The following is a 2,285-nucleotide window of genomic DNA, read 5'->3' on the forward strand; positions in this document are numbered from 1 at the left end:
GCCCCCGCCCCCGCCACCGCTCCCGATCACGTCGTACGCCGACGCCAGCCGCAGCGCCAGTGTCGTCGCCGCCTCCGACTCCAGTGCCAGATCGGCCAGTACGTTCCGCATCAGCGGCTTGTCGATCAGCGCACCGCCGAACGCCTCGCGGTAGGTGGCGTGATGCACCGCCTGTGCCACGGACTGCCGCATCAGCGCGGCCGATCCGAGCACACAGTCGAGCCGGGTCGCCGCGACCATCTCGATGATGGTGCGCACACCGCGGCCCTCCTCGCCGACCCGCCTGGCCCACGTGCCGTCGAACTCCACCTCGCCCGACGCGTTGGACCGGTTGCCCAGTTTGTCCTTGAGCCGCTGGATCAGGAACACGTTGCGCGTCCCGTCGTCCAGGACCCGGGGCACCAGGAAACAGGTCAGCCCGCCGGGCGCCTGCGCCAGTACGAGAAAACCGTCGCACATCGGCGCGGAACAGAACCACTTGTGTCCGGTGAGCAGATACTCGCCCTCTGTGTCCAGCGGTCGTGCGCCCGTCGTATTGGCGCGTACGTCGCTGCCGCCCTGCTTCTCGGTCATGCCCATCCCGAAGAGCGCGCCGGCCTTCCGCGCGGCCGGCCGCAGCCCCGGCTCGTAGCGGTGGGAGGTCAGCCTCGGCTCCCACTCGGCCGCGAGATCCGGCTCGGCGCGCAGCGCGGGCACCGCGGCATGGGTCATCGACACCGGACAGCCGTTCCCGGCCTCCACCTGTGTCCAGACGAAGAAGCCGGCCGCTCGGCGCAGATGCCCGCCCGGTCTGCCCCAGGCGTCGGTCAGCCCGGCGGAGACGGCCTGTCCCAGCACCTGATGCCAGGCCGGATGGAAGTCGACCTCGTCGATCCGGTTGCCGTAGCGGTCGTGCGTGCGCAGCTTCGGCGGGAACTCGTTGGCCTGCGCTCCCCACTCCTGGGCCGCCGCGGATCCGGCGGTGCGGCCGAGCGCCGTCAGCTCCGCCCGGGTCTCGTCCAGCAGAGCGGGTGCGCTGTGCCGCTCCACGCCCTCCGCGAGGGCCCGGTCGGCGTTGAAGACGTCGTACCCGACCAGGGGCGGAACCTGATTGGTCACTGTGTGGGTGGTGGCTGCCATGCCGATACGGTAAGGAGGTGCAGGCAGCAAAAGAAACACCCGAGCGGCCGGCGGGTCGACTCCACCGGGCCCGAGTCCTCTACCGCAACGTATCGATGCGGCGGATGGCCTGGCTGCTGCTGAAGGACACCGTCAACTCGTGCATCGAGTACCGGGTGCTGGGCCTCGCGGCCGAGGCGGCGTTCTTCACGCTGCTCTCGCTGCCGCCCCTGCTGCTCGGCCTCATCGGGCTGCTCGGCTATGTCGACGACTGGACCAGCACCGCCACCGTCGCCTCGATCGAGAAGAACATCCTCGGCGCGGTCGGCACGGTGCTCTCCGACCGCGGGGTCAACCAGATCGCCAAACCGCTGCTGGACGACATCACCAAGGGCGGACGCCCCGATGTGATCTCGCTCGGTTTCGCGATCGCGCTCTGGTCGGGCTCCCGGGCGGTCAATGTCTTCGTCGACACCATCACCGTGATGTACGGACTCGACGGCCGACGCGGCATCGTCGCGACCCGGCTGCTCGCCTTTCTGCTCTTCCTGGTGGCGCTGCTGATCGGCGCGGTGGTGCTGCCGCTGGCGGTGGTCGGCCCCGACCGGGTGGTCGAACTCGTCCCCTGGGGCACGGCGGTGGTGAGCGTGCTGTACTGGCCGGTGGTCATATTGCTCTCCATCGCCTTTCTGACCACGCTCTACCATGTCTCGGTCCCGGCCAGGTCCCGTCGCTGGATGGAGGACGCGCCGGGCGCCCTGGTGGCGCTGGGGATGTGGGTGCTGGGCAGTTTTCTGCTCCGTATCTATCTGACCAGCACGGTCGAGGGCCCGACCATCTACGGCTCGCTGGCCGCGCCCACCAGGACCGCGAACGCGGAGACACCGATCCAGAGCAGTACGGCGATCGGCGCGGTGGTGCTGCCGCTGGCGGTGGTCGGCCCCGACCGGGTGGTCGAACTCGTCCCCTGGGGCACGGCGGTGGTGAGCGTGCTGTACTGGCCGGTGGTCATATTGCTCTCCATCGCCTTTCTGACCACGCTCTACCATGTCTCGGTCCCGGCCAGGTCCCGTCGCTGGATGGAGGACGCGCCGGGCGCCCTGGTGGCGCTGGGGATGTGGGTGCTGGGCAGTTTTCTGCTCCGTATCTATCTGACCAGCACGGTCGAGGGCCCGACCATCTACGGC

At 69.5% G+C, this 2,285-nt stretch carries 2 protein-coding genes; one reads left to right on the forward strand and one right to left on the reverse strand.

Features of this window, described 5'->3' with window-relative positions:
• On the reverse strand, positions 1-1,119 hold a 1,119-nt coding region (locus BFF77_RS10455; RefSeq protein ID WP_066946797.1), incomplete at its 3' end, for an acyl-CoA dehydrogenase family protein.
• 104 nt (positions 1,120-1,223) lie between these two features.
• Between BFF77_RS10455 and BFF77_RS10460 the strand changes: the two genes are divergently transcribed.
• Positions 1,224-2,285 (forward strand): YhjD/YihY/BrkB family envelope integrity protein (locus BFF77_RS10460; protein ID WP_245703345.1); only part of this gene is annotated, 1,062 nt, incomplete at its 3' end.

The organism is Streptomyces lushanensis (assembly GCF_001700515.1).
In the GTDB taxonomy this organism is placed as follows: domain Bacteria; phylum Actinomycetota; class Actinomycetes; order Streptomycetales; family Streptomycetaceae; genus Streptomyces; species Streptomyces lushanensis.